The organism is Youngiibacter fragilis 232.1 (assembly GCF_000495435.3).
In the GTDB taxonomy this organism is placed as follows: Bacteria; Bacillota; Clostridia; order Clostridiales; family Clostridiaceae; genus Youngiibacter; species Youngiibacter fragilis.
In genome coordinates, this window is the sequence record NZ_AXUN02000182.1 from 1 (window position 1) to 5,601 (window position 5,601).

At 46.5% G+C, this 5,601-nt stretch carries 9 protein-coding genes; 3 read left to right on the forward strand and 6 right to left on the reverse strand.

Features of this window, described 5'->3' with window-relative positions:
• Positions 1–245: hypothetical protein (locus tag T472_RS20120; protein ID WP_207643967.1), on the reverse strand; the 245-nt coding region annotated here is incomplete at its 3' end.
• Positions 246–344: 99 nt separating this feature from the next.
• On the opposite strand from T472_RS20120, the gene T472_RS11555 reads away from it, so the two are divergent.
• The 3 genes from T472_RS11555 to ymfI all read left to right on the forward strand — a co-directional run bounded on the left by T472_RS11555 (position 345) and on the right by ymfI (position 2,523).
• Positions 345–767: an NfeD family protein gene (locus T472_RS11555; protein ID WP_040907463.1), complete on the forward strand. Its 423-nt coding sequence runs from the start codon at positions 345–347 to the stop codon at positions 765–767.
• The gene (locus tag T472_RS11560) at positions 767–1,711 is read left to right on the forward strand and encodes an SPFH domain-containing protein (protein ID WP_023387648.1); all 945 of its coding nucleotides are present in this window, start codon (positions 767–769) and stop codon (positions 1,709–1,711) included. Before T472_RS11555 ends, T472_RS11560 begins: the two co-directional genes overlap by 1 nt.
• A gap of 83 nt (positions 1,712–1,794) precedes the next feature.
• Positions 1,795–2,523, forward strand: a complete 729-nt coding sequence (ymfI, locus tag T472_RS11565; RefSeq protein ID WP_023387647.1) for an elongation factor P 5-aminopentanone reductase — start codon at positions 1,795–1,797, stop codon at positions 2,521–2,523.
• A gap of 36 nt (positions 2,524–2,559) precedes the next feature.
• Here the strand turns inward: ymfI and T472_RS11570 are convergent, their stop codons facing one another.
• The 5 genes from T472_RS11570 to T472_RS20365 form a co-directional block, all read right to left on the reverse strand.
• Positions 2,560–4,050, reverse strand: a complete 1,491-nt coding sequence (locus T472_RS11570) for a HAMP domain-containing sensor histidine kinase (RefSeq protein ID WP_082447670.1) — start codon at positions 4,048–4,050, stop codon at positions 2,560–2,562.
• On the reverse strand, positions 4,037–4,711 hold the full coding sequence (locus T472_RS11575; protein ID WP_023387645.1) for a response regulator transcription factor: 675 nt from the start codon (positions 4,709–4,711) through the stop codon (positions 4,037–4,039). The genes T472_RS11570 and T472_RS11575 overlap by 14 nt, the downstream gene beginning before the upstream one ends.
• 237 nt (positions 4,712–4,948) lie before the next feature.
• Entirely contained in the window at positions 4,949–5,104 is a 156-nt protein-coding gene (locus T472_RS20355; RefSeq protein ID WP_242864802.1) for a zinc ribbon domain-containing protein, read from the reverse strand.
• Positions 5,098–5,265, reverse strand: a complete 168-nt coding sequence (locus T472_RS20360; protein WP_369323121.1) for an IS200/IS605 family accessory protein TnpB-related protein — start codon at positions 5,263–5,265, stop codon at positions 5,098–5,100. Before T472_RS20360 ends, T472_RS20355 begins: the two co-directional genes overlap by 7 nt.
• Positions 5,266–5,601, reverse strand: a 336-nt coding sequence (locus T472_RS20365; RefSeq protein ID WP_242864803.1) for an RNA-guided endonuclease InsQ/TnpB family protein, incomplete at its 5' end; no start/stop codon positions are given.

The following is a 5,601-nucleotide window of genomic DNA, read 5'->3' on the forward strand; positions in this document are numbered from 1 at the left end:
AGATTTGCAACAGCACCATTTATTTTGGTCATAGCCTCCATTACACATAAGATATATCCATGGTTACAAATTTGTAAATTAATTATTTTGAAATATATTTTTATATAATTTGTGTTACTATGTATTAGAGCGGCTGAAACTGCTAAACAGCACTGCTCTGCGCTTCGTGAACGGACAGGCATGAAAATCGGAGATAAACCGAGAAAAACAGAGCCTGATGGAGATGAAACCAACGGTATATTCAAAAGAGGTTGGGATTACCTTAAAATGCAGTATTTAATACCATATCATGCTTTGAGATGCTCTCTTATGCTGATATAATTAGACACAAGGAGGGATGAAACTTGAATTGGATTTGGTTGGTACTGATCATTGTCGTTGTAGCTTTTGACGTTGTAACCAGCAATGTGCTGCTTTCCTGGCTTATGGTGGGATTTGTCGCTGCATGGCTGGCAGGCTTCTATGTTGAATTCACTTACCAGGTCCTGATCGCGGTTGTGCTTGGAATAGTTTTCCTTGGTATAGGGAACAGCATTTCTGAAAAGTACATAAGGAACAGGATCAAGAACGAGCCGATACTCGTAGACAAGATTGTTGGACAGGTCTTTACTGCTGAGGACAGGATTGAAAGGACAGCTCAGCAGAAGATCAACGGAATCTACTGGGCAATAGTGAATGATGGCGAAACCATTCTGCCGGGCGAGAGCTTCAGGGTAGTCGGTATAAAAGAGAACAAGCTAACAGTCGTGAAGGAGGAAACGAAGTAATGGAATACATCATCGGTTTTGCAATTCTGGCAATCATCATACTCATTGTCCTTTTGACAAGCATAAAGGTTGTCAACACAGGGTATGTCTTCGTACTGGAGAGGTTCGGGCAGTTCTACAGGGTCCTGCAGCCTGGCTGGCACGTAATAATCCCTTTCGCTGACTTTGTCAGAAGAAGGATATCAATGAAGCAGCAGATACTCGACATTCAGCCCCAGAACGTCATAACAAAGGATAACGTCAAGATATCCGTCGACAACGTAATATTCTATCAGGTGCTGAACGCCAAGGATGCTGTCTACAACATAGAGAACTATGTGTCAGGTATAATGTACTCGACCATAACCAACATGAGAAACATAATTGGTGACATGACACTTGATGAAGTCCTTGTCGGAAGAGATAAGATCAACCAGAAGCTTCTGAGTATAGTCGACTCGATTACAGATGCATACGGAATCAAGATACTGTCAGTCGAGATCAAGAACATAGTTCCTCCGGAAGAGATCCAGAATGCCATGGAGAAGCAGATGAAGGCTGAAAGAGAAAAGAGAGCAGCCATCCTCATAGCAGAAGGTGACAGGAACTCCAGCATAGCCAGGGCAGAAGGAGAGAAGCAGAGCAACATCCTCCGTGCAGAAGCGGAGAAGGAGTCAAACATAAGAAGGGCTGAAGGACTCAGGGAATCTCAGCTCCTTGAGGCAGAAGGTAAGGCAAGGGCAATCGACCTTATTGCCAAGGCTGAAGCTCAGGCCATAATGGATGTAAATGGTGCCATAATAAATTCAGGAACCGACGGGAGGGTAATCGCCCTCAAGCAGGTTGAAGCGTTAAGGGACCTCTCGATGAACCCTGCTAACAAGCTCATACTTCCAGTGGATGCCATTAGCTCACTGGGAAGCATAGCGGCGATTGCGGACATACTCAAGGAATCGAAGCAGTAATGACAAAAAGGACGGGCAGCCGTCCTTTTTCTTTTACATATACGATCTTTTCTGTATAATCGACGTTGAGAGGATGTGTTCAAATGGCAAAGACAGCGCTAATCACAGGCGCAAGCGGAGGAATCGGCGGTGCGATCGCGAGAAGGCTCAATGAGATGGGATATGGCCTTATACTGATGTACGGGTCAAATGATACCGGGATAAGTGCATTAACTGGATCACTTGCTGGCCATGATAATGTTGAAGCCATACGCTGCGATTTCAGGGATAGCCGTGATATAGATTCAGTTTCCCGTAATATAGCAGAAAAACACAAGGACATCGAAGTAATGATACACGCCGCAGGAATTTCCAGGCGGGAGCTCTTCCATGAGATGCAGCCTGAAGATTTCGAGGACCTTATTTCAGTTAACATCAAGCCCCTTTATTATATAACCAGGTCTCTGATACCCCAAATGATAGAAAAGGGCACAGGTGACATAATCTCAATCTCTTCAATCTGGGGCTCGAGGGCAGCATCCATGGAAGTGGCGTATGCAATGACAAAGGGTGCTCTGGAACAGTTCACGAGAGGCCTTGCTGCCGAGCTTTCCCACATGGGCATCAGAGTAAATGCAATCGCTCCCGGCGGAATCGATACGGAGATACTCTCCAATCTTTCAATATCGGAAAGGGATGAGTTCCTGAGCGATATTCCCTTCAAGAGGCTCGGCCGTCCCGAAGAGATCGCGGACCTCGTGGAGTTCCTGCTAACGAAAGGAAGATACATGACCGGCCAGGTCATAACCATGGACGGGGGATACACGCTATAAAAACGACATGGGAGCAAAGGTCTCCCATGTCGTTTCTTATCCGAAACTCACTGTGAATTCAATTCCTCTTGTGCCATCAACGGCCTCCACATTCCTGATTCCATATTCGAAACCATGCTTGTCCAGTATGTTCCTGACGATTGAAAGGCCAAGGCCTGAGGATCCCTTCACACGCTGCCTTGATTTGTCCTTCTTGTAGAACTGCACCCATATGTTCTGGAGGTCCTCCTCCGATATGTATGCAGGACTGTTGGTCACCTTAAGGATACATCCGCCTGCGGATCCATAGCTCAGGAGCCTTATGGAGACAGATCCGTTCACATCCGTATAGGTGAACGCATTCTTAAGTATGTTCCTGACTGCTATAGTTAGCTTCTCCCTGTCGCCATAGGCAGTCAAACCCGGCATGATATCAGACTCAAGCCTGATGTCCTGCCTGATGCCCTTGAAGGCAGCCTGAGTCTCTGAAATCAGCCTGCTCAGGTCAAAATGCTTCATGTCCAGTGTGAATGCATCTGATTCGGTATATGAAAGCTCAAGCATGTCACGTATGAGGGCTTCCATATTCCTCGATTCATCCAGTATTATTCCAAGATACTCCTTCGAGTCTTCAGGTGCGACGCCGTCTATTATCCCCTCAGCATACCCCTGTATAAGTGCAAGCGGCGTCTTCAGCTCATGGGATATGTCCCTTATGAAGCTTTTCCTCTGGTCTTCGAGCATCTCCTTCCGGTTGAGGTCCTCCTCAAGGAGAAGGTTCTTGGACCTTAAGTCCTCCAGCGCTATCTGAAGGTTTGATGAAAGTGATGTAAGGCACCTGTCCAGGTCTCCAATCTCATCTGTTCTTGCAGTTGCATCCCTTTCCACAAAGCTGAGCGATGCAAGCATGGAAGCGTCCTTTGCAAGCTTCCTCAGAGGCTTCGTAACCATCTTTGATACGACGACAGATATGATGGCAGTTACAAAGAGCCCCCCGATGAAAAGGTAAATGAAGAACTGCTTTATGGTTTCAGCAGACTCCCTTATCGGGATCATTGAAGATATTGAAATTGCGATGGAATCATCACTTGTCAGTACAGATACCGGGACTGCAGACAGGAAGTACTTGATCCCTCTGGTCTCTTCCACATACTCCCTTGATATCCCTGAAGCTCCGTAAAGCTCTTCCTTTACAGCTTCATTAAGTGCGATGTCATTGAAGAAGCTCCTGAGGATGAAGATAGAGTTTTCATCCACGTTCCCGCCCTTGGATGACATGTAGACAAGGTCTCCGGATTTCGTGTATATGAAAAGCCTGGCGGAGTTCTTTGCCTCATAGTCCGTGATGTCACCTATGAATCTTTCCGGGGAGCGGACAGTAAACTCCGAGAATTTCATAAGGTTCTCAAAGAGTGCTTTTCTCTTGACGTTCTCGTAGTAGGACTCAAAATATAGCGTCATGAAAAGCATGGAAAGCAGCAGGAGCGAAGAGACCATTACTGTTGTCAGGATTGCCAGCTTGTTGGTTATCGACTTAAACATCGTCATTCACCAGGAACCTGTATCCGGTACCCCTTACAGTCATAATGTAGCCTGCAGCTTTTCCCAGCTTCTCCCTGAGCCTTCTTATTCCGGTATCTACCGCCCTCAGGTCCCCTTCATAGTCAATTCCCCAGACCCTGTCAAGGAGAGTCTCCCTCGAGAAAGCTATGTTGCTGTTAGCAGCAAGGAAGACGAGGAGCTCGTACTCCTTTTTGGTGAGAATCGCTTCCTCATCAGAAACGAATACTCTTTGTGATCTGGTATCAATCCTTAGGCAACCTGCCTCGACCCTTCCATTCCTTACTCCATCCTGTCTGGAGAAGAACGCATGTATCTTTGCCATAAGCACCTTCGGAGAGAAGGGCTTGGTCACATAGTCATCGGCACCTGCTACATATCCCTCGAGCTTGTCAGCATCCTGGCTCCTGGCGGTCAATACGATGACAGCCGTATCCTTTTCTTTCCTCAGTTCCTTCAGCATTGTCATACCATCCATGAACGGCATCATCATATCAAGGAGAATTAGGTCATAGTCCTTTAAAAAAGCCAGCCTTAGCCCTTCAGCCCCGTCAGACGCCATGGTGACCTCATAGCCTTCCTTAGTGAGATAGTCCCTTAGAAGGTTTCTCATCCTGACCTCATCTTCAATTATGAGTATGTACTTCATCCAAACCACCCATCTGTCGATTCCAGCTGGCAGAGCCCCCCGGATCGGTATTCTCCTACTATTATATCATCCTGCGAGTCATATTCACTTATGTTTTCAATTAACCTCTCATGACTAAATTCACGAGATTCTTGGGAACAGAGCATACTTACCGGCTTATTTCTTTGCCGCCAGAGGTTTCTCTTGTTTACCAAGCTAACCCCGCAATTCCTGCGGTTCCTGTTTGTTTCTGTATTGCTAAGACTCTGGTGTAAGAGTTCTTATCCTGAGTCCTTCAGCCAGTATATTTCTTGCTGCATTGACATCACGGTCATGGTGGGCATGGCAAACCGGACAGGTCCACTCCCTTACATGGAGCGGCTTCTTCCCATCCTTGCGGCCGCAATCTAGCATATCTGACTTGACGGAAACCATCTGCCTATCCTGATTACTTCTTTTCCATACCAGGCAGCCTTGTACCTAAGTTTCGATACAAGGCTCGTCCACGATACATCAGAAATGCTTTTTGCCAGCTTGTGGTTGCGCATCATGCCCTTCACGTTAAGGTCCTCGATTCAGATGATATCGTGGTTTTTGACTATCTCTGTACTGAGTTTGTTCAGAAATTCATTTCTCTGGTTCGCAACCTTTTCATGGAGCCTTGCTACCTTACGTCTCTGCTTCTGATAGTTCCTGGCTTCAGACAGTGGAATGCCCCTTTTTTCTGCAGCAAGTGCACGCCTTGCAAGCTTTCGCTGCTCCCGTCTCAGCCTGTCTTCCATCTGTCTGGTGAAATGATTGTTGTCATTCCTGCTGCCGTCTGACAGGACTGCAAAGTCAGTGATTCCGAGGTCAATTCCGACAGCTGAGTCAGTCTTTGGCAATTCACGTATTTCCTCTTCACAAAGGAT